Source organism: Citrobacter sp. S-77 (assembly GCF_963864895.1).
Lineage (GTDB): Bacteria > Pseudomonadota > Gammaproteobacteria > Enterobacterales > Enterobacteriaceae > Citrobacter > Citrobacter murliniae.
The window spans coordinates 3,510,128-3,533,801 of the sequence record NZ_CAWLWU010000002.1; the positions used below are offsets into that span (position 1 = coordinate 3,510,128).

A 23,674-nucleotide genomic window follows, 5' to 3' on the forward strand; every position below is an offset into this window, starting at 1 on the left:
TAGCAACAACCGCTATCAAACGAATCTATTGCAAAGAAAATCTCACCGCCGTAACCTGCCCGGCATCATCCATGACCAGCAACTGATATTCCCCTTTAACCGCCAACCGCAAGGTAAGAGAGCGTCCTCGCTCCTCCAGTCGCTCGCCGTTAAGAAACCACCAGCGCTCACCTGCTCCACCGCTGATATACACCGGTACTGAGACCTCCGGTGAACCGGGTAAGCGCTTCACAATCGCGCCATCACGCACACCTGTCAACTGGAGCGGTAACAAAGCGTCCTGTCCCAGCGGAGGACAAATTGATGAAACTGGCGGTAGCCGCGCAGTACGGCGTTCAGAAGGTGGTAGCCAGGATTCCAGTGGTAAAGGCCAGACGATTAACGTTTGTTCATGCGCCTGTTCGCAATCCGCAGCCACTCGTTTTCCCGCCTCATCTAACCAGACTGGAAAACGGATACCACTGACCCCTTCCTGCTCAGGTAATAACAGCGTGGGCGGTTGGCTGCCATCCAGTAGCCAGGTGGCTAAACGACGACGACAGTTGCTATCACCGGCTGGAAGCGATTGCCCCCCAGGCCAGCACACCACACCACGGCTGACAGAATCTGGACGTGGATCTTCAGGCTGATTCGCCCCGCGCGCCAGCAGCAGATTATTAACCTGATTCAGCAAAGGCACTGCACTGGCAAAACCGAATTGCCCGACCACCGGAGTACCATCCGGTCTGCCAGTCCAGATACCCATCACATATCGCGCGTTAACACCAATCGCCCACGCATCGCGATAGCCGTAGCTGGTACCGGTTTTCCATGCCAGCGGCACAACTCTGCTCAGGGCATTATCCGGTAACGGCTGGGCTTCATCCGCCATAATCCGACGAATGATCCATGCCGCCCCCGGTGACATCAGCGGACGTTCCAGCAGTGGGTCGTCTGGTTGCAAGCGCAATGTCCCCGCTTTGCCATGCCGGGCAAATGCGCTGTACGCCGCCGCCATGTCATCAAGCCTTGCACCTGCACCTCCCAGGATCAACGAAAGATTCGGCACCGCTCCGGTTGGTAAGTACAACGGTAAACCGACGTTACGCAATTTAGCGGCAAATCGCTTCGGGCCATAGGCTTCAAGCACCTGGACAGCAGGTAAATTCAGCGAACGTACCAACGCCTCGCTCATGCTCACTGGGCCATGAAAACCGCTGTCAAAATTACCGGGACGATAATCCCCTGTACGTCGCGGTACGTCCTGCAACAGGGAAGCCGGATGAATCAGTCCCTCATCCAACGCCAGACCATAGACAAAGGGTTTAAGCACCGAGCCTGGCGAGCGAATCGCATTCACCATATCCACATGACCAAAGCGGGCGTCGTCATTCATATCCACTGACCCCACCCAGCCACGGACGCTCATATCGGTATGATCAACGACAATCATTGCCAGCGAACTGCGCGCCGGAAGCCGTCCTTTCCAGTTTTGCGCCAGTTCTTCCAGTTGGCGTTGCAGTCCTGCATCCAGCGTGGTCACAATTTTGTCACGCTGACTTTTGCCCAACATCATGCGCGAGAATAATGGTGCTAATTGCGGCATCTGTCTTGGTGCCAGCCAGACCGGTTCTTCACGGGATTCCTGCACCTGCTTAGCTGACCAGATACCCTGCGTCGCCATGCGCTCGAGCACTTTATTGCGCGCGGCTTCGGCACGATCCGGCCAACGATCGGGGCGCAGACGACTTGGTGCCTGTGGCAGAACAGCCAGTAAAGCAGCGTCGGAGTAACTCAGTTGCGCAGGTGATTTGCCAAGATACGCCCAGCTTGCCGCGCCGACCCCCTGAAGCGTGCCGCCAAACGGCGCACGGTTCAGATACAGTGTCAGAATGTCATTTTTGGAGAGATGCCACTCAAGCTGGAGTGCGCGCCAGAGTTGGCGAAACTTGCCGCCAAAGGTGCGCGGATGAGGATCGAGCAGCCTGGCCACCTGCATGGTGAGCGTGCTGCCACCAGAAATCACTCGCCCCGACGAGAGATCTTGCCAGGCAGCGCGGAGCACTGATAACGGATTGACGCCGGGATGTTTCCAGAACCAGCGATCTTCATAGTTGATCAACGCCTCAAGGTAACGGGGCGATACTTCATCAATGGTTACCGGATAACGCCAGATACCCTCAGCGTCGGCAAAGCGCCACAGCGGCGTACCGTCATGCGCCACCACCACGCGTGCCGGGTTGACCTCAGTGAGCGGCAGTGGCCAGATTTTGTCTGCACCCCAGACAACTGCCGCCATCAAAAGCGGTGCGGCTGCCAGCCAAAGCCAGCGGCCGCGTTTACCAACCCAGCGCATCATTTACGGTCTGACAATCAGTGGTCCCTCTGCCGTACCGGTGGCTCGCCATTGCGGAACATACATCGATTCCACCTGCGGGACGGGAACCTGATACGTTCCCGGCGTTACCGCTCGCGCCAAATACACCAACGTGACCGGTTGCCCTTCGTTGACAGCCACTGCAGCGACAAAGCGATCGTCACGGAATTCAACGTGCTGGATATCCGCCTGCTGCATCTGATTAAGCAGATTCTGCACTTCGCTTGCGCTGTCCTGCAGACTCGCGCTGCCGTTAGCCAGATTCTGGTTTTCCAGCTCCAGTCCGGCAGGCAGTAAATCAACCACCAGTGCATCCGGTACATTCTGGTTAGCTTTCACCGTCAGCCATACCAGCACCAGTTCCCCACTACGCAATGTCGAGAGTGATTTACTTTGTCCATCCGTACCCAGCACCTGACGCTCAATACTCAGCACATTGCTTGCCGGCAGCGGTGAAGTTTGCGGATAACCACTCACATCCAGGCGCAGCCACAGCGGCAGATTCCCCGTATTGGTTACCGTCAGGGTGGATAACTGGTCGGCATCCAGATTATGGGTTTTCGATTTTTCACCTGCCAACGGTTGTTCAGAGAGCGAGGTCTGCGCCTGCCAGGTTCCCGGCAGATCCTGTAGGGTACGCGCGGCCAGGAACAGCGCGTTATTTTCCTGAGTTGAGAGCCAACGCTGACCAAAGGCCTGTTCCGACAACGTATTCAACAACGTGTTCTGCACATCAGGTTTAAGCTTGTTCTCTTCCAGCAATGCCAGCATCAGTGCATTATCACGAAGCTGACTGCCGTAATCCGCCATCCACTGTTGTGCATCGCGACGCGGAGTATTCAGCGCCAGCGTCAACGCCTGTTCACTGCGATTCGCATCACCCATGTTTTTCAGCGCAATCCCCAGTTGCAGCAACGGTAAACCGGAAGCGGCCTGAGCACGACGCTCCCAAATCTCACGCAGTGCGCCAAGCGGTGCTTTTTGCTGACGAGCCAGTACCAGCGCGGCGTATGCCTGCACGGCAAATTTGCTTGCCGGTGTATCGTCGGTGTAGCGAATCGACATCATGCCCGGATCCTGCAAATAGCGCAGCAGTCGTTCGTTACCCCGGTTAATCACTTCTGCCGGAACGCTGTAGCCTTGTTCGTTAGCGCGAACGAGGAAATCCATCACATACGCGCTCAGCCAGTACTCTTCAGGACCGTTCTTGTCCCACAGAGCAAAACCTCCGTTGTCACGCTGCATTTGCAGTAACCGGGAAATACCAATCTCAACCGCTGCACGACGCTTCTCATCACTATCGCCAGCAATCCCTAACGCCTTCAGTTGCGCGGCATTGGTATACAAAGACGGGAATAATCCGCTTGCCGTTTGCTCCAGGCAACCGTACGGATAGGCTTTTAGTTCACGGATGTAGCGTGCCAGATTTAGCGGCGGCTTACCGCTGAACAGTAGTTGCCCCTGCATGGTTACAGGGGAAAAATTGATCAGTTCCTCCCCTGGGATCTGCCACGTTTCACCAGGTTGCAGCGCCACGCCATTATTGATGGTCTGCGCCGGGAATGCCGGACGAACACCAATCTTCCACTGCTTATGCTGAGCCGGGAGCGTTTCTCCTGGCAACACCAGACCACTGATAACCGCCTGAATATCGCCATCGCCAAACCCTTCCAGCGCCCGCACCGGGATAAACAACGTAGTACGCACTCCCGGGGCAAGATTCACCGGCGCAGGGGCCTGACCAATCAGCTCCAGTAATCCACTGGCGGTAAGCTTGATATTCAGCGTCTGCGGCCTGTCAGTCAGGTTAGTCACATCCAGCGTCAGGCGCGAACTATCCCCTCCGGCTAAAAAGCGCGGCATATTCAGTTCGGCAATGACCGGCGCGGCGACAATCACTTTACTTTCGCTACTGCCAAAATCATCCGCCGTCCAGGCCTGGGCCATCACCCGCAGTTCACCGTTAAAATCACCAATCGGCAACGTCACCGTGCCTTCACCCTGATCGTTGAGTATTACCGGCAACGCCTGTTGTGCCACGATATTTATGTGATTGACCGGCGGTTTACCGCCACGTTTTAACTCATCGCCATCGCCACCAAAACGCAGCGCCGCCAGACGGCCCTGCCCTTCGATCACCTGACCATAAATATCGTAAATATCCGCCCCATAGCGTTTCTGCCCGAAAAACGCCTGCCATGGATCCGGCGTGGTGTAGTCCGTAATATTCAACACTCCGCTGTCCACCGCAGAAACCAGTACGTTAACTTGTTTTGGCACTGCACCGTTTTTAACACTGGCCTTCACTTTAACGGTCAGAGGCTGATTTGGACGCATTTTGGCAGGGTTATCCAGCGTCAAATCAAGACGGCGGTTTTCATCACCCAACGGCAGATGCAGCAATCCGACTGCGCGTTTGGGTGTTGCAGAACGCGATTTGTCACCAGGACGAATTACCAGTGCACTGAGATAAAGGTCGTGTCGATTCCAGGTTTTATCGACCGGGATAGAGAGATCCAGTCCATCAGCAGGTACATCTATCTCTTGCCACCACAGTGGCCCCTCGCTGGATTCCACCATCGCGTAGCCTTTGCCAGCGGTTGGCGCAGCGATGTGTAACTTCATGGTATCGCCAGGACGATAGTTGGGTTTATCCAGTTTCAGCGTTACGCGATCGGGACGCACCGCACCGCTACCATCGCTGTTATCCTGCCAGCTGTATCCGGCCCAGAAGCGCACGCTGCTCACCGTATCGTTCGGCGCTTTGACCTCCAGACGGTAAGCCCCCCACTCAACCGGGAAGCTAACCTTACCGGTTTCATCGGCCTTAAGATCCAGCGTCTGTTCACCTTCAACCAGATCCTTTTGATCAAATTGTGATTGCCACCCCTCGCCTTCTGACCAGTTCCAGTAGTAATCCCGGCGTTCACGAATCAAACGAACCTGTAAACCTGAAACGGCTTTTTTCGATCCCTGGGCATCAGCATACACAACATCAAAAGCTGCATTGCTGTCTTCATCAACAATGGGCTGATTAACGGTGGTATCCGTACGGTAGTCATATACAGATTTCGCTGCGAATTGTGGCCTGATGCCCGGCAGAATATCGGCAGGCCAGACAGACTGTTCGACCCGGCGCGTCACCGGACGACCGCCCGACTCCAGCAAACTCGCCTGCAAAATAACCTGTAGAGGGGAGTGCGCTTCTTGCCACTGGCTATTCGTTACCACTTCACCACGACCGTTTTCATCCAGCGTGAGCTGAACTTCATCCAGGCTGCGGGAGAGGTTTTCTTCGGCAATATTACCAAACTGGAATCCTGGCAATGCCGGCACCGCCTCACGCAGTGGCCGCAGGAAAAGCTGTCCCTGCAAGGCATTGCCATTCGCTGGCGCACCGTACAGATAGTAACCAACAACCGAGAACTTCACGTCGTCAGTCGGCGCTATCGGCATCTTGCTGGCGGTGAGATTGAGCGCCATCCGCTCTGGCATAAAATCTTCGACGTGGAAATCCCACATCCGCGCATGGTTATCCCCGGTGTTTGCCCGGATATGCCACATTCCGGTTGGCGCGCTACTGTCCAGCGGCCAGCTCAGACGGTAAAGACCGTTCTCTGGCTGGCTGACTACGGTGCGTAACACCTGTCCATCGGGTTTTATCACTTCCAGTTTAATCGGTTGATCGGGCAACGTTTTGCCGTCGCTGTCGCGCAGCAATCCATTAAGTATCACCGTTTCACCAGGACGATAAAGATCGCGCGGGCCGAACATGAAGAACTGTTTGCTGTATCCCGGCGCGCCCGCAATATCAAATTCAGCCAAATCCAGAGCGGGCAACTTCAGATCCAACAGCGTGGTTTGCCCGTCTTTGCGCGCCAGCAGTAACGCCGCTTCTTTATCGGTCTCAAGCTTAACGTGTCCCTGTACATCAGTGGTCGCCTGCGCCAGCGTCTGCCCTTTCTCATTCAGCAAGGTGACATCAATTCCCTCCTGGGAAGCTCCATTTTCCAGGCTCTGGGTAAAGACATCCAATTGGTTGTGGTAACGGTGTGCGGAAACACCAATGTCGCTGAGGGTGAACAGCGTGGCGGCATTGCTGTAGTTGTAATGCCCGGCCCGATTCATCACCGCAACGTAAACGCCTGCCTGCTGCAACGGTTTGATATCGCCCAGCGGCAACAACAGTTTCTCACGGGTATTGCGCGCAGGATTGAGGTCAAAGCGCCCGGTATAGACCAGTTCGGCCATCTTCAGAAGATTGTCTGACTCCCAGTTGGACAGGGAGTTGCGGTATTCCCACTGGCTGATAAACGCACCGAGCGACTCCGGCTTCACGCGAAAGAAGTTCACGTCCACACTATCGACATTCAGCGCCATCACCGGCAGCCCTTCGATAACTTTACCCGGCAACAGAGAACCACGACTGGCAAATCCTACGCTCGGCTGGACGTCGCGCGTGGTGATGTTTTTTTCATAATCGATGCCAAATGTTGCCTTATTCAGCGCCAGCAAATTACGCTCAATGGTCACCACCAGTTCGCGGTTAGGTTCCAGATGACGTAAACGTAATTCTTTCAGATTTGGCGCCAGTTCCCAGGCACCATCTACTTTGCCGTTTTTCTTATCAACAACGTGCACGACACGGGAAAAATCCTGCTCTGGATCGAGCGGAATGGAGAAGGTCAGCACCAACGTCGCCGCACCGTCTAACTGAACTTCAGAGGCATCGAGCAGCGTCAGCGCCTTACCCTGACTTTGCTGCGTCAGTTTCTGTAACTGGGCCTTATCTTTTGCCGGGGCGGTTTGCGGGGCTGGTGCATCATTTTTCCCGTCCGTCGGCGGCTTATCGTTATTATCACACCCCACCAGCGCCAACATCAGCATACAGGCCGCTACGCGTATATATTTCATTTTTCATCCCTGGCCGTAGTGGCCTGTTAGCTACGTAGAACAACTATTATGCGTGAGATTTCAGGTTGTGGAAGCCAGTAACTCGTCCGCGTAGTCTAAATTTTCGTGATTAATGTGGATCCGCCTGACAAATCAGCCTCTTTTACTTGTCCCTTTCAGGTAAACATCCGACAATTTGCCGAAACCTGGTAAAAATGGAGATGCCTATGACCACCGCCTTCTTTGTCGCTGCCGACTGGCTTATCGAACATATTGACGATCCGGAAATACAAATTCTTGATGCCCGTATGGCACCGCCAGGACAGGAAGATCGCGATGTTGGCGAAGAGTATCGTTCTGGCCATATTCCCGGCGCGATCTTTTTTGATATCGAAGCACTCTCCGACCATACATCACCGTTACCGCATATGATGCCGCGCCCGGAAGCTTTCGCCGTCGCCATGCGCGAGTCTGGTATTCATCAGGATAAACATTTGGTGATCTACGACGAAGGCAATCTGTTCTCTGCCCCGCGCGCATGGTGGATGCTGAGGACATTTGGCGTAGAAAATGTCTCTATTCTGGCGGGCGGGCTGGCGGGCTGGCAGCGTGATGAGCTACCGCTGCAGGAAGGAATCGTTGATTTACCAGAGGGTGAGTTTGACGTGGCGTTTACACCAGAAGCTGTAGTTAAGGTGACCGATGTCCTGTTGGCCAGCCATGAAAAAACGGCACAGATCGTGGATGCCCGTCCGGCTGCACGTTTTAATGCACAGATTGACGAACCGCGTCCTGGCCTGAAGCGCGGCCATGTTCCCGGTGCACTGAACGTACCGTGGACAGAACTGGTTCGTGACGGGGAATTAAAAACAACCGACGAGCTGGATGCCATTTTCTTTAGCCACGGCGTCAGTTTCGACAGACCAATCATTGCCAGTTGTGGTTCCGGCGTTACGGCTGCCGTGGTGGTGCTGGCACTTGCCACGCTGGGTGTCCCCAACGTCGCATTGTATGACGGCGCGTGGAGCGAATGGGGAGCGCGCAACGATTTACCAGTAGAACCGGCATAACGTTTGAAATGCCGGATAACACTTCGCTTATCCGGCAACATCTTTTAGATAATTCGATTCTGTTTAAAATCGCGCAGGAAACCGCCCCAGCGGCGCTCGTAGAACGGCGCGATGTGCTCGGTAATAAAGTGGCTGACCCCTTTTTCACCTTTCACCACCTGGCAGATATCAATCGGTTCATCACCCGGTAACGTATCCGTTGCTACACTGCCTGTGGCATGAATAATCTCTTCAATATCACCATCGGCTTCAATGCCAATCAGCAGGTTCGGCTGAGCATCAGGACTCTCTTTAATCGAGCAGATAAATGCCCGTTTAACGGGTTTAATGGTTTTAAACAGCGTGGTCAGTGAGTCAATCATCTGCGCAGGAGGCTCCGCGACTTCAGAGAGGATCAGCGATTCACCGCCTTCCAGTACTTCCTGGGTACTCAGTGGATTGCCTTCCTCTCCCATCAACAAGCTGATCTCGCGCGGCATAAACTCTTTGCCGGTTGGCAGTTTGGCGTTGAGAAACAGCGTCTCGCCCAGCGTCATTTCAAACAGTGTACGCACCGGCATGACGACAAACGCCTGCTCATCTTCAACGGCCTGTTGCAGCGCTTCAAGGGAGGTGAAAAACGGGATTACAGTAGTGCCGTCTTCTTTTTCCCAGTGCTGCAAATCCAGCGCACTGTCTTCAACCACCGCCTCACCTTCTGCGGCTGTACCCGGTACCCAGACGGTAGACTCCAGCAAAGTGCGAAAAAATGCCGGACGATGCGCAGGCTCTGTCGCGGCTTTTTCCAGCAACGTTTCTAATTCGTTTTTTGTTTCAGACATAAGAACCACAAATTGGATGAATACGTGCAAGCCGGATGCGCGAAACGCCATCCGGCAATACAGTCATAAGTTACGCGGTTAACAGGTTAGCAATCGTGCGTACACCCAGCCCGGTCGCACCCGCGGACCACTGCTCAACGGGCGCTTTGCGATAGGTTGCAGAGCAGTCGATATGCAGCCAGCCTTGCTGATAGTTTTCCACGAAGTGTGACAGGAACCCCGCAGCGGTACTCGCACCTGCTGGATAGGCAGCACTACCGGTATTATTCAGTTCCGCAAAATTAGACGGCAACTGACTCCGGTGGAATTCCGCCAGCGGCAGACGCCAGAACGGTTCGTTTTCCTCAGCAGCGCTTGCCAGCAGGCGAGCCGCTAACTTGTCATCAAAGCTGAATAGCGCGTGATAATCATTACCTAACGCCGTTTTCGCTGCACCTGTCAGGGTAGCGGCATCAATAATCAGCTCCGGCTTCTGCGCACTGGCGTCAATTAAACCATCCGCCAGTACCAGACGCCCTTCAGCGTCAGTGTTCATCACTTCAACATTTTTGCCGTTGCGATAGCGAATGATATCGCCCAGCTTGAACGCGTTACCGCTAATCAGGTTATCCGCACAGCACAGGTACAGCTTCACACGTTTGTTCAGACCACGGGTGATTGCAAACGCCAGCGCGCCGGTCACCGTTGCCGCACCGCCCATGTCAGACTTCATGGAGTCCATAAACGCGCTTTGTTTGATGCTGTAACCACCGGAGTCAAAGGTAATCCCTTTGCCTACCAGGCAGGCATAGACAGGCGCTTCTTTATCGCCTGTCGGGTTGTAGTCCAGCGCCAGCAGTACCGGCGGGCGTTCAGAACCCCGGCCAACCGTATGTAGTCCCATATAATTCTGTTCGCGCAGATCTTCACCTTTGGTGATGCGATAAGAAACGTTATCACACGCCACGCTGCACAGCAGGTCAACAGCACGCTGCGCCAGTTGTTCCGGGCCAAGCTCTTCTGCCGGGGCATTGATGGTGTCTCGTACCCAGTCAATGATTTTCAGGCGGCTGTCCAGCTCTTTGCGCTGCGCCTCATCCAGGGTTGCCCATTCAACTTTGCGGCTGCCTTTAGGCCCTTTGTAGCCTTGCCAGAATGCCCAGCTACGCTCGATATCCCAGCCTTCGCCGTCAAGTTGGGCATGTTTGATACCCAGACCATCAATTTTACGCGCGGCACGCTGAATAAGCCCCAGATCATCTTTTCCATTAAGGTGCAGGGTAATGCCGTCATTATTAATACTGTATGTCGCCTTTTCACCCCAGCGAGCATCGGCCGGTTGCGTGGAAAGCGTAATTTTCATGGCTTCTGTCATTTTATTTATCCTTATTAGCAAACGGGCCGCCATATGGCAGCCCGTTATGTGACTTACTCTGCTTCATCTAACCAGACTAGCAGAATCGCCTCCAGAATTTTTTCATTGGATGCGCCAGGGTCGTCATCAAATTCCTCAAGATCGCAGATCCACTGATGAAGATCGGTGAAACGAACGGTCTTAGGATCGAGATCGGGGAACGCATCATACAGCGCCTCACCGATTTCGCGGCTATCGGTCCACTTCAGTCCCATACTACCCTCTGTTAATGCTCACGCGCATGATTGATTGTGTAACGTGGGATTTCGACCACTAAATCATCCCCGGTGACGCGCGCCTGACAGCTTAAACGGCTCTCCGGCTCCAGCCCCCAGGCTTTATCCAGCATGTCGTCTTCTTCTTCCGTACTTTCCGGTAAAGAGTCAAAACCTTCACGTACGATGCAGTGACAGGTAGTGCAGGCACAGGATTTTTCACAGGCGTGTTCAATCTCAATGCCGTTACGCAGGGCAACGTCGAGAATAGTTTCGCCGGTCTCAGCTTCCAGAACTGCGCCATCGGGACAGAGATCCTGATGAGGCAAAATAACAATCTTTGGCATATTAAACCTCGTCCACGGAATGGCCTTTCAGCGCGCTACGGACGGATTTATCCATACGGCGAGCGGCGAATTCCTGGGTTTGTTTGTCTACGTTTTTAATGGCTTGTTCGATAGCGTCAACATCGTCGCCCTGTGCAACCTCGCTCAAATGCGCGGCGGCGGCGTCGATAGCCTGACGTTCTGCGGCGCTTAACAGCGCGGCATCAGCAGCGAGCGCACCGGATAAACTTTCCAGCACACGTGCCGCTTCGACTTTTTGTTCTGCCAACATGCGGGCTTTGACATCCTGCTCGGCAAAACTCATCGAATCCTGAATCATTGAGGCGATTTCACCGTCGGTCAATCCGTAGGATGGTTTGACCTGGATGGAGGATTCCACTCCAGTGGATTTCTCCATGGCGGTCACGCTTAGCAGTCCGTCCGCATCGACCTGGAAGGTGACGCGGATATGCGCGCCGCCTGCTGGCAGCGCCGGAATACCACGCAGCGCAAAACGCGCCAGTGAACGGCAGTCCTGCACCAGCTCACGCTCGCCCTGCATCACGTGGATGGACATCGCGGTTTGACCGTCTTTAAAGGTGGTGAAATCCTGTGCGCGCGCCACCGGAATAGTGGTGTTACGCGGGATCACTTTTTCCACCAGACCGCCCATGGTTTCAAGCCCCAGGGACAGTGGGATAACGTCCAGCAACAGCATTTCGCTGTCTGGTTTATTCCCGACCAGAATATCAGCCTGGATTGCCGCGCCGATGGCGACCACTTTATCCGGATCAATAGAAGTCAGCGGCGTACGGCCAAAGAATTCACCCACGCGCTCACGCACCAGCGGTACGCGCGTTGAACCACCGACCATCACAACTTCCAGCACGTCCTGCGCCTCAACGCCGGCATCTTTCAGTGCGCGACGGCAGGCTAGCAGCGTGCGCTTAACCAGTGCGGAAATCAGTTCATTAAAGGTTTCGCGGGTGATTTCACCCTGCCAGCCCGCCACGTTGACCGTCACGGACCCGGCGTCGCTGAGCGCAATTTTAGCGGCAATGGCGGCATCCAGCAGTTCACGCTGCACGCGATTATCGCTGCGATCGGCAACGCCCGCCTGCTCGCGAATGTAATCAGCCAGCAGGTGGTCGAAGTCGTCGCCGCCGAGCGCGGAATCACCACCGGTCGCCAGTACTTCGAACACGCCACGGCTCAGACGCAGAATAGAAATATCAAAAGTACCGCCACCGAGGTCATAAACGGCAATCACACCTTCCATACCGGAATCCAGGCCATAGGCGATTGCCGCAGCTGTCGGTTCGTTCAACAGGCGCAGCACGTGCAAGCCAGCCAGGCGCGCGGCGTCTTTCGTCCCCTGACGCTGAGCATCATCAAAGTAAGCCGGAACAGTGATCACCACGCCATCCAGTTCGCCGGACAGCGCTTCGGTCGCCCGCGCGGCCAGCGCTTTCAGTATGTCGGCTGAGACGCGTACCGGATTGAGCAAACCGGCAGCGGTTTCGATCATCGGCAAGCCGTTTTCGCTCGCCTGGAACGAATAAGGTAGATGCGGGTAGCGCGCCTGGATATCCGCCAGCGAGCGGCCCATCATACGTTTTACCGAGCTAACAGTGTTTGCCGTATCAAGCGCAGCGTTGGCACGAGCATCGTAACCAACCGAATACCCCTGCTGCTGATAGTGAACCACTGACGGCAACAGGTGGCGACCTTCGTGGTCAGCCAGCGTTTCGGCCTGGCCGCTGCGTACGGTCGCGACCAGAGAGTTGGTGGTGCCTAAGTCGATGCCTGCCGCCAGACGACGCTGGTGTGGCGCAGCGCTCAGACCAGGCTCACTAATTTGTAATAAGGCCATTTTCGCTTCCGAAATTAAAAATCGAGCAGTTTTTCTTCGAGTTGTTCTGCACTGCTTCGCAGTTTATCGAGAAAACGCAGTTTACGCACGGTATCTGCCGCCACGTCCCACGCCTCGCTATCCAGCTGTTCCACCATCAGTTGATGACGAACGGTGTACATGTCATTGATGCGTTTCATCAATGCATCCAGACGTTCACTGTCTTTTGCCTGTTCAATTTCATCCAGCTCTTCGCGCAGTTCGAGCTGCTCCATCAGGAACGCGGTATCACGCACCGTATGCTGCTCGCTTTGGATATCAAAGCCGTGTAAAGACAGTAAATATTCGGCGCGCATCAAGGGATGGCGCAGCGTTTGCCAGGCCTGGTTGATAGTGGCGGACTGCGAAACAGCAGCGAGTTGTTCCGCCTGGGAACCGCTGGCGAATTTATCAGGATGATACTGACGTTGTAGATCCTGAAAACGTAGGCTCAGCGCCTGAGTATCGAGCTGATAACGGGCCGGTAAGCCAAAGAGGGTGAAGTAGTCCATAACATTCTCAGGGCATCGATTCTCTGTTGTTCGATGTGGCAAAACCAGAGAGTCAGGTAAAACAAACCCCACGCGCAGGCGACCACGGTGGGGTTATCGGTAAGCGCGTTACACGTGGAAGCTTTCGCCGCACCCACATTCGTCTTTCACGTTCGGGTTGGTGAACTTAAACCCTTCGTTCAGACCTTCTTTGACGAAGTCTAACTGCGTACCGTCGAGGAATTGCAGGCTCTTGCCGTCGACCACAACTTTAACGCCTTTGTCTTCAAACACGGTATCTTCAGCCGCCGGCTCGTCAACAAATTCCAGTACATAGGCCATACCTGAGCAGCCGGAGGTTCTCACGCCCAGACGCAGACCAAACCCTTTACCGCGGTTTGCCAGGAAGGTATTTACACGCGCTGCTGCACTGTCGCTTAAGGTAATCGACATAATAAAACCTCAACTCTTAATTATTTTGCTTCACGTTTGCTTTTGTAATCCGCAATCGCGGCTTTGATCGCGTCTTCAGCCAGAATAGAACAGTGAATTTTCACTGGTGGCAGTTCAAGCTCGTCAGCGATATCGGTATTTTTAATCGCCTGTGCTTCGTCCAGTGATTTCCCTTTCACCCATTCGGTGACCAGAGAACTGGAGGCAATCGCGGAACCGCAGCCATAAGTCTTGAAACGCGCGTCTTCAATGATACCCTCATTGTTGACTTTGATCTGCAACTTCATCACGTCGCCACAAGCAGGTGCACCCACCATGCCGCTGCCCACGTTCTCGTCGCTATTGTCAAAAGAGCCCACGTTACGTGGATTCTCGTAATGATCGATTACTTTTTCGCTGTAAGCCATGATGAATTCTCCTTATCTACCGATTAGTGATGTGACCATTCAATGCTGTTCAGGTCCACGCCCTGTTTGAACATTTCCCACAGCGGAGAAAGGTCACGCAGACGGCCGATGGAGTTGCGAACCAGATTGATGGTGTAGTCAATCTCTTCTTCGGTAGTAAAACGACCTAAAGAGAAACGGATTGAGCTGTGTGCCAGCTCGTCAGTCATACCCAGCGCACGCAGCACATAGGAAGGTTCCAGGCTTGCAGACGTACAGGCAGAACCGGAAGAAACAGCCAGATCTTTCAGCGCCATAATCAGCGATTCGCCTTCAACAAAGTTGAAGCTGACGTTGAGAATGTTCGGTGCGCCATGCTCGAGATCACCGTTGAGGTACACCTCTTCCATATCTTTAACGCCGTTCCACAGACGGTTACGCAGACCGCGCAGACGCGCCATCTCGGTTTCCATCTCTTCTTTCGCGATACGGTAAGCTTCGCCCATACCGACGATCTGATGAACAGGCAGAGTACCGGAACGCATGCCGCGCTCGTGACCACCACCGTGCATCTGTGCTTCGATACGGATACGCGGTTTACGACGAACGTACAGCGCACCGATACCTTTCGGACCATAGATTTTGTGGCCAGAGAAGGACATCAGATCCACTTTCAACTGACTCAGATCGATAGGCAGTTTGCCCACGCTCTGGGTCGCATCAACGTGATAGATGATGCCGCGCGCACGGCACATTTCGCCGATAGTCGCGATATCCTGTACCACACCGATTTCGTTGTTCACGTGCATGATAGAAACCAGAATGGTGTCATCGCGCATTGCCGCTTCGAGTTCTTTCAGATCGATAATGCCGTTACGTTGTGGGGCGAGGTAAGTCACTTCAAACCCTTCACGCTCCAGTTGACGACAGGTGTCCAGCACGGCTTTGTGTTCCGTTTTGCTGGTGATGATGTGCTTGCCTTTTTTCTGATAAAAGTTGGCAGCACCTTTAATCGCCAGGTTGTCGGATTCAGTCGCACCAGAGGTAAAGACGATTTCACGCGGATCGGCACCGACCAGATCAGCAATCTGATTACGGGCGATATCTACCGCTTCTTCTGCTTGCCAGCCGAAACGGTGTGAACGAGAGGCCGGGTTACCAAAGGTTCCGTCCAGGGTCAAAAACTGCATCATTTTCTCGGCAACACGCGGGTCCACCGGCGTGGTTGCGGAGTAATCGAGATAGATCGGTAATTTCATTGCTCTATAAACTCCGTACATCGCTTCAATGCAAGGAATCAGGCAACCGGCTGGATGTACGACCGAGTTAACGGGGTGTGCAACACCCCGGCCTGATTCTGAAATACTATTATTAAGCGCGTAACTTAACGTCGATCGCGTCTTGTGCACGGTTAGTGCGTGGAGCGTCATGCGTGTGCTGGCGACCAGACACATCCAGTACTTCCTGGTTATTCACCAGTTCACCTAAGGTTATGTTGTTGAGGAAACCGGTCAGACGGTCACTCAAATCACGCCACAGCGCATGTGTCAGGCACTTATCACCACCCTGACAACCACCTTTGCCCTGGCAACGAGTGGCGTCAACCGACTCGTCAACAGCGCTGATTACTTCACCTACTGCGATGCTACCTGCATCTTTACCCAGCAGATACCCGCCTCCTGGTCCACGTACGCTGGAAACCAGACCGTTTTTACGCAAACGGGAGAACAGCTGCTCCAGATATGACAGGGAAATTCCCTGACGTTCAGAAATATCAGCCAACGGTACCGGGCCCGTTTCGGAGTTGAGCGCAACGTCCAACATTGCGGTCACGGCATAACGCCCTTTTGATGTCAGTCTCATGTCTTACTTAGCCTCAAACTCGCCCCTGCCCGGGGTTTTTATTGTAAAATGGGGGTATTGCATAGCAGGGGCAAGTCTGACATTCCCGACTAAATCAGTCAACTATTTACTTGACTAATTTAGTCAAGTATTTAACTTTCAGTGCGCTATTCTTAGCGCCGGATAAGCGCAGCGCCATCCGGCATTAAAGCGGTCTATTTTCCTTTATTCTGCTGCTCAATAGATGCAAGCATTCCACGCAGAATATTCAGCTCCTGGCTCTCCGGGCGCGCACGGGTAAATAGACGGCGCAGTTTATTCATTACCTGCCCCGGATGGTTCTCACGAATAAAGCCCGTCGACAACAGCGTCTGTTCCAGATGACCGTAAAAACGTTCTAAATCATCCACCAACGGATACTGAGTTTCTTCATAGTCCGCAGCCTTACCGCTTTCCTGCGTTGCCAGCCAGGCCATACGCACTTCATAAGAAATGACCTGCACTGCCATCGCCAGATTAAGCGAACTGTATTCCGGGTTAGCAGCAATGGCGACGTGATAATGGCATTTCTGCAGTTCGTCGTTGGTCAACCCAACGCGCTCACGACCAAAGACCAGCGCCACAGGAGTATTCGCCGCTTCAGCGACGCTTTTTAATCCGCATTCGCGTGGGTCAAGCATCGGCCACGGTAATGTACGCGAACGCGCACTGGTACCGACAACCAGACTGCAACCGGCCAGCGCTTCATCAAGCGTGTCAACGATTTGCGCACTGCCAATCACGTCACTGGCACCGGCCGCCAGGGCGATGGCCTGGGAGTCCGGTTTTACCAGTGGATTTACCAGCCACAGATTGGTTAAACCCATGGTTTTCATGGCACGGGCGACAGAACCCATATTGCCAGTGTGAGAAGTCTCCACCAGCACAATTCGAATATTTTGCAGCATTGTATTTCTTCAGCTTAAGATTATTCGGCCATATTATCATAAAACGAAGACATATTCCGAACTCGCTGCTATACTCTGCGCCGTTTTCCCGTTCTTTAACATCCAGTGAGAGAGACCGATGCATCCGATGCTGACCATCGCCGTGCGCGCAGCGCGCAAGGCGGGTAATGTAATTGCCAAACACTACGAAACGCCTGACTCTGTAGAAACCAGCCAGAAAGGCAGCAATGATTTCGTGACTAACGTCGATAAAGCCGCAGAAGCGATTATTATCGAAACGATCCGCAAATCTTACCCACAGCACACCATCATCACCGAAGAAAGCGGTGAACATGTTGGTGAAGATCTGGATGTTCAATGGGTTATCGATCCACTGGATGGCACTACCAACTTCGTAAAACGTCTGCCGCACTTCGCGGTATCCATCGCAGTACGCATCAAAGGCCGTACTGAAGTCGCTGTTGTTTACGATCCAATGCGTAACGAACTCTTCACCGCAACTCGCGGTCAGGGCGCACAGCTGAATGGTTACCGTCTGCGTGGTAGCACCGCTCGCGATCTGGACGGCACTATCATCGCTACTGGTTTCCCGTTTAAAGCGAAGCAACACGCCGCCTCTTACATGAAGATCCTTGGCAAAATGTTTACCGAGTGCGCTGACTTCCGTCGCACCGGCTCTGCTGCGCTGGATCTGGCCTATGTTGCCGCCGCTCGTGTTGACGGTTACTTCGAAATCGGCCTTAAGCCGTGGGATTTTGCCGCAGGTGAACTGATTGCTCGTGAAGCAGGCGCACTGGTGTGCGACTTCACCGGTGGTCATAACTACATGTCAACCGGCAACATCGTTGCAGGCAATCCGCGCGTCGTTAAAGCTATGCTGGCGAACATGCGTGACGAACTGAGTGATGCGCTGAAGCGTTAATCTCAGCAGTGCCCGGTGGCGTTACCGCCTGCCGGGCCTGAAAACTATCCGGCACTTTTCAAAACGGTCTTAATCCCCTGCCAACCGGTACTGCACTTACCCACATCACCACGGCAGCAACAATCAACACCGCCCCCCCGGCTAATGCCAGCGTGCTCCAGCCGACCTGACGCCATAACACCGGTGCCTTATTTCTACTGAGCCTCACCGCCAGCGTACGGAAAAAGTGTACCAGTAATGCCAGAGAAGAAATGGTAAGGGATGTTCCCGCCGCCATTGCCAACGCCGATGCCATTCCCCAGCTAAATACACCAACCACTTTACTGAACAGCAACACCATAATCGCCCCGGAACACGGGCGCATACCCATTGAGAGAATAATCATCATCCGGGCGCGCCAGTCATCACCGCTCTGTATCTGTTCAGGGTCAGGTAAATGCTGATGCCCACAACCACAACCGTCGTGATGTACATGATGGGCCGTGAAGGAGGTAAATTTGGGGCGACGCAACAGCTTGCTTAATTTTTTCAGCGCCCGCCAGCACAGCAAAACGCCCAGTATGCCCACCAGCGCATAACTCCCCTTTTCCAGCCAGAAACTGCTCATGTGTAGCTGTCGAGCCGGCAATTGCAGAACTGTCAGCACCGCAACCACCAGCCCAATCGCTACCAGCCCCTGTAATAAGGAAGAGGCGAGCGTCAGTCCGATACTCGATTTAAGCTTAGAAGGGTGCGTCGCCAGCCAGGTGGTGATGACGATTTTTCCATGCCCCGGCCCCAGCGCGTGCAATACTCCATAAACAAAACTAAACAACAGCAACGAACCACCTGCCTGGGTGGGGCTGGCGGCGACGGCTTTAAGCAAGCCACTCATTTGCTGATTGACCTCACGCTGCCAGAGAATACTTTTCACCATGACCTGCGGCCAGGCATGCCATAACCACAGCCCACCGCCTGTCGCCAGCAGCAAAAACACGACCAGCGGCCACAGTGTCAGCCAGCGGCGGCCGGATATGCGTTGTTGCCAGATTACTGACATTCCACCGTTACCTTCTGTGCAAACTGTTTACCCAAATCCATATCCTCCGGCGGCGCATCTTCTTTATCCAGCGACTGCGCAAAACTCAGCGTTTCTTCATCAGGCGTTGGCGTGTGCACGCTAATCCGGCATTGCTTGCTTATGGCCGGCGCCAGGGTGGCATCGCTGTCTTTGTCGTAGCTCATATCCACGTAATAGGTTGGATCAAACGTGGATATGACATAGGCCTGTCCACCCAGCGGCTGCGGTTCGGCCAGCGGCAAAACAAACGTCAGCACCGCCTGGTGTTCCTTACGCTCCATGCCATATTCTGTCGGGCGATTTTTAAATTTTACCTTTTGCCCGGCATGCCACACTTCGGTGAAGTAGTGTTGTCCGAGTACATTCGCCATCACTTCTGCCGCCAGTTTTTTCCACACTTCATCTCCCGGTTTGGCATTGCCCGCGTCATATAGCAGGTCGGCCGAGGTGATTTCGTCCATTGTCCAGCGCATTTTCAACGCCACAAACTGGTTATTTTCGCTGACTATCTCGGTTTTCAGATGAATAAAGCTATGCGGATGCGCGCCAGCACTAAAGGACAGAACAGCGAGAAGCAACGTTATGACAATATGTTTAAAGCGTTGCATGAGTTCTCCACGATAAAAATACAGGCCGCCACAATCGCAATGATGACGTCTTTGGCGAAAGTGTGGTGAGCATACCATTGAACGGAAGAATATTTAGCCCCTCTTTGTGGTCTCGATTCAGTTCTCAATTTTGAAATTTTGTTTCCCGACGATAAAGGCAAAAATGCTTCCATGAGGCATTAACTTAAGGGAGATGATAATTAATTGTTAATTAATGGTTTCATTTTAATTGTTTATTAACAAACAATTGAAGTGCATGAATGCTCAACCATTCATATTTAACTAAAATTTAACCATTTTTTATCTAAAAAATCACAAAAACGGGCACAGATCACATTTACCAAACTTATGATTCATTCCCTCTTCCATTCGTTGTTAACTTCACGCCGTGACATGCCCTGCCCCCTACTAAAGGTACAACTATGAAATTCAAACTCGCATTACTCAGTGCAACCCTGGTTTCTGCATGCATGTTGTCCGGTACGTCCTTTGCGGCGGAAAAATATGAGATTGCTGTGGTTGCTAAAGTCACCGGTATTCCATGGTTTAACCGCATGGAAACCGGCGTCAATGAAGCAGCAAAAAAATTGGATGTAAATGCTTACCAGACCGGTCCTTCTACGCCGGATCCGGCTCAGCAAGTAAAAGTGATTGAAGATCTGATCGCCAAAAACGTCAACGCGATAATCGTAGTGCCGAATGACGCCAAGGTCCTTGAGCCTGTCCTGAAAAAAGCTCGCGAGAAAGGCATTGTCGTTCTGACCCACGAATCCCCGGACGAACAAATTGGTCAGTGGGATATCGAAACCATCGACAGTGAAAAATACGCACAGGCCAACGTCGATGAGCTGGCAAAAAATATGGGCGGCAAAGGCGGTTATGCCATCTATGTAGGCTCGCTGACGGTGCCGCTGCATAACGCATGGGCTGACTACGCGATTAAATATCAGAAAGAAAAATACCCTGAGATGTTTGAAGTCACTTCGCGCCTGCCAGTAGCGGAGAGTATCGATAAATCCTACTCCACTACGCTGGATCTGATGAAAACCTATCCGCAGATGAAAGGCATCATTGGTTTCGGCTCACTGGGTCCTATCGGAGCAGGTCAGGCCGTTCAGAAAAAACGCGCTAAAGACAAGATTGCCGTTGTTGGTATCGCCATGCCAGCACAGGCTGCACCTTACCTGATGCGCGGCGATATCAAAAAAGCGCTGCTGTGGGATCCGAAAGACGCTGGCTACGCACTGGTCACGGTTGCCGATCAACTGTTGCAGGGTAAAGAAGTCAACGCCGATCTAAGTATCGATAGTTTAGGGAAAGCCGATGTCGACATGGAGAAGAAAGTGATCCGCTTTAACAAGATCCTCGAAGTCACCAAAGATAACGCACAATCACTCGGTTTCTAAGGCCTTAGCCAACACCAGGGAACCTCACGCCGACCGCCTGGTCGGCGTTATCCACAAAACTAACACTCAGCGTCCAGCAGGACGCTCGCAGGGGTATTGTCCATGACAGACACCACCGCATTTATCACTCTTGAGAATATCAGCAAACAATTCCCGGGCGTGCTGGCGCTGGATAACGTGAATCTGACGCTGAAAAAAGGCGAAGTTCACTGTCTGGCAGGTCAGAACGGCTGTGGCAAAAGCACCATTATTAAAGTGATCTCCGGGGTTTATCATCCTGAAAAAGGTGCGCAGATTTTACTCGACGGCAAATTGTTCCACCACCTGACGCCACAGCTGTCTTCACATTACGGCATTCAGGTTATTTATCAGGACCTGTCGTTATTTCCAAATTTTAGCGTCGCGGAAAATATTGCGGTCAACCGCTACCTGCCGGGTGGTGATATCTGGGTGCGTCGCGGGTCCATGAAGCAACAGGCTCTGGCCGCAATGAAGCGTATCGGTGTGACCATCGATCCTGATAAAAAAGTCGAAAAACTCTCTATTGCCGATCGCCAGTTAGTGGCTATTTGTCGGGCAATTGCTGCCGACGCCCGTCTGGTGATCATGGATGAACCAACCGCCTCCCTGACCCGCCAGGAAGTGAATGGTCTGCTGCGGGTAGTCAACGAATTAAAAGCAGCCGGGATCTGCGTTGTCTTTGTCAGCCATCGCCTTGATGAAGTGATGGAAGTCGCAGACCGTATCAGCGTAATGCGCGACGGTAAGCTGGTGGGGACTTTCCCTGCCAGTGAACTTGACAGTCACGAACTGGCCTTCCTGATGACCGGGCAGCGCTTCCACTACAGCCCGTTGCCAGAGAAACCGCCCGTCGAACAGGAACCGTTACTGGAACTGCGCGATCTCAGTCGTAGAGGAAAATACCAAAATATCAATCTGTCTCTGCGTAGCGGTGAGATTGTTTCCATTGTCGGCCTGCTGGGAGCCGGGAGAACCGAGCTATGCCTGAGCCTGTTCGGCATGACGCATCCTGAAAGCGGTGAGATCCGTATTAACGGTCAGCCGGTTCAGCTTCGCAATAACCACGACGCTATTAAACACGGGATCGGCTATGTCTCGGAAGATCGCCTGACGCAAGGGCTGATCATGGAGCAGTCAATCTACGACAACACCATCGTCACCGTATTTGACCAACTGCACACTCGCAGCGGTCTGCTCGATCATCGCAAAGCGCAGAAGCTGGTCTCTGATTTGATCCGCGAGCTGAACATTAAAGTCTCCGATCCGCATCTGCCAGTGAAAACACTTTCCGGCGGCAATGCCCAGCGCATTGCCATTGCCAAATGGGTGGCGACTAATCCGCGCATCCTGATCCTTGACTCACCAACCGTTGGCGTGGACATCGCTAACAAAGAGGGCATTTACCAGATCGCCCGCGATCTGGCCGAACAGGGAATGGCTGTGCTAATGATTTGCGATGAAATTCCGGAAGCGTATTACAACAGCCACCGCGTGCTGGTGATGCGCCGCGGCAAGCTGGTGGCGGAATTTAATCCTCATCACTGTAGTGAAGAGGAGATTGCTGAAGTGGTTGAGGTAATCAATGAATAGTATGCGTATCTCCCGTTTGATCGGGCAACATGAGTTCTGGCTGGGGCTGCTGGTGGTTGCCCTTGCCGTCGGACTGAGCGTCAGCACCGATGAGTTCCTGTCACTGGGGAACCTGACGGACGTCGCCACCAGCTACGCCATTCTCGGCATCCTTGCCTGTGGGCTGTTTGTAGTACTGATTTCCGGCGGAATCGATATTTCATTCCCTGCTATGACCGCCATTGCCCAATACGCGATGGCCAGTTGGGTTATCGGCCACGGCGGCAACTTCGCGCTGGCGCTGGTTATCGCGATTGCTGTCGGTCTACTGCTCGGGCTTATCAACGGTTTTCTGGTCTACTGGCTGCGTGTTCCGGCGATCATCATTACCATTGCCACGCTGAACGTCTACTACGGTCTGCTGGTTTACACAACGAAGGGCACCTGGCTGTACGGTTTTCCAGACTGGTTTATGAACGGTATCAACTGGTTCTCGTTCACTGCTGCGGACGGTTACGACTACGGCCTTACTCTCCCTTTGTTGTGTCTGGCAGCAGTGATTATTTTTACTGCCGTGCTAATGAACTATACCCGCCTCGGTCGCCAGGTTTACGCCATGGGCGGCAACCGCGACGCGGCTTCACGCCTGGGGCTGAACCTACTGAAGCTGCATTTCTACGTGTATGGCTATATGGGTATTCTCGCAGGCATCGCCGCAGTGGTTCAGGCACAAATCACTCAATCGGTCGCCCCCAATTCACTGCTCGGCTTTGAGCTAACCGTTCTGGCGGCGGTCGTTCTCGGCGGAACCAGCATGAGCGGCGGGCGCGGTACGCTGACGGGAACTCTGCTCGGCGTTGTCCTGTTGGCTTTCTTACAAAATGGCCTGACGCTGCTGAGCGTCTCCTCTTACTGGCACACTGTTTTCAGCGGCGCCATTATCCTGGTCAGTATTAGCGCCACGGCCTGGAACGAAAAACGCAAACTGGCAAAGGAGCTTTGAG

20 protein-coding genes are annotated in these 23,674 nt (G+C 53.5%); 5 read left to right on the forward strand and 15 right to left on the reverse strand.

Features of this window, described 5'->3' with window-relative positions; all coding sequences use genetic code 11:
• Positions 1 to 25: 25 nt before the first annotated feature.
• Both pbpC and AACS05_RS17360 read right to left on the reverse strand, forming a co-directional pair.
• Positions 26 to 2,338 carry a peptidoglycan glycosyltransferase PbpC gene (pbpC, locus tag AACS05_RS17355; RefSeq protein ID WP_045446146.1) on the reverse strand — a complete coding sequence of 771 codons (2,313 nt, stop codon included), beginning with the start codon at positions 2,336 to 2,338 and terminating at the stop codon, positions 26 to 28.
• On the reverse strand, positions 2,339 to 7,270 hold the full coding sequence (locus tag AACS05_RS17360; RefSeq protein ID WP_045446148.1) for an alpha-2-macroglobulin family protein: 4,932 nt from the start codon (positions 7,268 to 7,270) through the stop codon (positions 2,339 to 2,341).
• Between the two features lie 206 nt (positions 7,271 to 7,476).
• Between AACS05_RS17360 and sseA the strand changes: the two genes are divergently transcribed.
• On the forward strand, positions 7,477 to 8,319 hold the full coding sequence (gene sseA / locus AACS05_RS17365) for a 3-mercaptopyruvate sulfurtransferase (RefSeq protein ID WP_045446151.1): 843 nt from the start codon (positions 7,477 to 7,479) through the stop codon (positions 8,317 to 8,319).
• Between the two features lie 44 nt (positions 8,320 to 8,363).
• Here the strand turns inward: sseA and sseB are convergent, their stop codons facing one another.
• The 11 genes from sseB to trmJ form a co-directional block, all read right to left on the reverse strand.
• The gene (gene sseB, locus AACS05_RS17370) at positions 8,364 to 9,140 is read right to left on the reverse strand and encodes an enhanced serine sensitivity protein SseB (RefSeq protein WP_045449745.1); all 777 of its coding nucleotides are present in this window, start codon (positions 9,138 to 9,140) and stop codon (positions 8,364 to 8,366) included.
• Positions 9,141 to 9,210: 70 nt separating this feature from the next.
• A complete protein-coding gene (gene pepB, locus AACS05_RS17375; protein WP_045446154.1) occupies positions 9,211 to 10,494 on the reverse strand; it encodes an aminopeptidase PepB in 1,284 nt (427 codons plus the stop codon).
• 53 nt (positions 10,495 to 10,547) lie between these two features.
• On the reverse strand, positions 10,548 to 10,748 hold the full coding sequence (iscX, locus tag AACS05_RS17380) for a Fe-S cluster assembly protein IscX (protein ID WP_045446157.1): 201 nt from the start codon (positions 10,746 to 10,748) through the stop codon (positions 10,548 to 10,550).
• Positions 10,749 to 10,759: 11 nt separating this feature from the next.
• A complete protein-coding gene (fdx, locus tag AACS05_RS17385; RefSeq protein ID WP_042317595.1) occupies positions 10,760 to 11,095 on the reverse strand; it encodes an ISC system 2Fe-2S type ferredoxin in 336 nt (111 codons plus the stop codon).
• Position 11,096: 1 nt separating this feature from the next.
• Positions 11,097 to 12,947, reverse strand: coding sequence for a Fe-S protein assembly chaperone HscA (hscA, locus tag AACS05_RS17390; protein WP_045446162.1), 1,851 nt, complete (start codon positions 12,945 to 12,947; stop codon positions 11,097 to 11,099).
• A gap of 14 nt (positions 12,948 to 12,961) precedes the next feature.
• Complete coding sequence (gene hscB / locus AACS05_RS17395) at positions 12,962 to 13,477, reverse strand: co-chaperone HscB (protein ID WP_045446165.1); 516 nt, start codon at positions 13,475 to 13,477, stop codon at positions 12,962 to 12,964.
• 108 nt (positions 13,478 to 13,585) lie between these two features.
• Positions 13,586 to 13,909, reverse strand: coding sequence for an iron-sulfur cluster assembly protein IscA (gene iscA, locus AACS05_RS17400; protein ID WP_003037681.1), 324 nt, complete (start codon positions 13,907 to 13,909; stop codon positions 13,586 to 13,588).
• A 20-nt stretch (positions 13,910 to 13,929) separates the two neighbouring features.
• Complete coding sequence (iscU, locus tag AACS05_RS17405; RefSeq protein WP_002913991.1) at positions 13,930 to 14,316, reverse strand: Fe-S cluster assembly scaffold IscU; 387 nt, start codon at positions 14,314 to 14,316, stop codon at positions 13,930 to 13,932.
• Positions 14,317 to 14,339: 23 nt separating this feature from the next.
• Complete coding sequence (gene iscS / locus AACS05_RS17410) at positions 14,340 to 15,554, reverse strand: cysteine desulfurase (RefSeq protein WP_045446170.1); 1,215 nt, start codon at positions 15,552 to 15,554, stop codon at positions 14,340 to 14,342.
• A gap of 112 nt (positions 15,555 to 15,666) precedes the next feature.
• The gene (gene iscR, locus AACS05_RS17415) at positions 15,667 to 16,158 is read right to left on the reverse strand and encodes a Fe-S cluster assembly transcriptional regulator IscR (RefSeq protein ID WP_003037674.1); all 492 of its coding nucleotides are present in this window, start codon (positions 16,156 to 16,158) and stop codon (positions 15,667 to 15,669) included.
• Positions 16,159 to 16,352: 194 nt separating this feature from the next.
• Positions 16,353 to 17,084 (reverse strand): tRNA (cytosine(32)/uridine(32)-2'-O)-methyltransferase TrmJ, encoded by a 732-nt coding sequence (gene trmJ, locus AACS05_RS17420; RefSeq protein WP_045446173.1) that lies wholly within the window; start codon positions 17,082 to 17,084, stop codon positions 16,353 to 16,355.
• A gap of 118 nt (positions 17,085 to 17,202) precedes the next feature.
• Between trmJ and suhB the strand changes: the two genes are divergently transcribed.
• The gene (gene suhB / locus AACS05_RS17425; protein WP_045446176.1) at positions 17,203 to 18,006 is read left to right on the forward strand and encodes an inositol-1-monophosphatase; all 804 of its coding nucleotides are present in this window, start codon (positions 17,203 to 17,205) and stop codon (positions 18,004 to 18,006) included.
• A gap of 58 nt (positions 18,007 to 18,064) precedes the next feature.
• Here suhB and AACS05_RS17430 read toward each other — a convergent pair whose 3' ends face one another.
• Both AACS05_RS17430 and AACS05_RS17435 read right to left on the reverse strand, forming a co-directional pair.
• Positions 18,065 to 19,045 carry a nickel/cobalt transporter gene (locus AACS05_RS17430; protein ID WP_045446179.1) on the reverse strand — a complete coding sequence of 327 codons (981 nt, stop codon included), beginning with the start codon at positions 19,043 to 19,045 and terminating at the stop codon, positions 18,065 to 18,067.
• Positions 19,036 to 19,674: a DUF1007 family protein gene (locus AACS05_RS17435; protein ID WP_045446182.1), complete on the reverse strand. Its 639-nt coding sequence runs from the start codon at positions 19,672 to 19,674 to the stop codon at positions 19,036 to 19,038. Before AACS05_RS17435 ends, AACS05_RS17430 begins: the two co-directional genes overlap by 10 nt.
• Before the next feature lie 422 nt (positions 19,675 to 20,096).
• On the opposite strand from AACS05_RS17435, the gene AACS05_RS17440 reads away from it, so the two are divergent.
• The 3 genes from AACS05_RS17440 (at position 20,097) to AACS05_RS17450 (ending at position 23,673) form a co-directional block, all read left to right on the forward strand.
• Positions 20,097 to 21,080, forward strand: coding sequence for an autoinducer 2 ABC transporter substrate-binding protein (locus AACS05_RS17440; protein WP_045446184.1), 984 nt, complete (start codon positions 20,097 to 20,099; stop codon positions 21,078 to 21,080).
• 102 nt (positions 21,081 to 21,182) lie between these two features.
• Positions 21,183 to 22,691, forward strand: a complete 1,509-nt coding sequence (locus AACS05_RS17445; RefSeq protein ID WP_045446187.1) for a sugar ABC transporter ATP-binding protein — start codon at positions 21,183 to 21,185, stop codon at positions 22,689 to 22,691.
• Entirely contained in the window at positions 22,684 to 23,673 is a 990-nt protein-coding gene (locus AACS05_RS17450) for an ABC transporter permease (RefSeq protein WP_045446190.1), read from the forward strand. Before AACS05_RS17445 ends, AACS05_RS17450 begins: the two co-directional genes overlap by 8 nt.
• Position 23,674 lies beyond the last annotated feature (1 nt).